The 484-nt window shown below is 22.9% G+C and carries 1 protein-coding gene; it reads right to left on the bottom strand.

The genetic code is table 11. The annotated features are described in order from the left end of the window. The coding region (locus tag CD127_RS12765) for a hypothetical protein (protein WP_169926763.1) at positions 1-484 on the bottom strand (484 nt) is incomplete at both ends.

Below are 484 nucleotides of genomic sequence, written 5' to 3'. Positions count from 1 at the left end.
TTTTTAAATACATCTTCTATAGATTCACAATAATTAGAAACAGCCTTTTTAATATCTTCATCGTAATACATTAAACTAGGAACTGTCTTTTTCTGAATTATTAACTCACACAATTCTTTATATTCTTTTTCTACTAAAGGCGGTAGTTTTTTTGTTTCTCCAACTAACTGATTATCTTTAATAACACCATTAGTAAAGTTATTTTCAATCATCACTTTTTCGATTTGAGTTATAATTTTAAATTCATTAAATAGATAATATTCATTTGTATCTTGAATAGCTATATTGTCTTTAACAATCATAGATTCTTTTTTCTCGAAAACTTTTTTTATTAAATTAGAACTTGAAACAGGAACTGGTTTATTCACGAATTCATTTAATCTAACTATATATTCAATAACATTAATTTTTAAATTAATATAAATATTATCCACGTCAGCATTAACTAGCGGACTAAAATCTAAAGTTGAAAATTCATTTAAAT

The sequence above is a fragment of the Staphylococcus petrasii genome (assembly GCF_002902565.1).
Taxonomy (GTDB): Bacteria; Bacillota; Bacilli; order Staphylococcales; family Staphylococcaceae; genus Staphylococcus; species Staphylococcus petrasii.
Note: the sequence above shows the minus strand (reverse complement) of the source record. Positions and strands in the feature narration are given on the sequence as shown.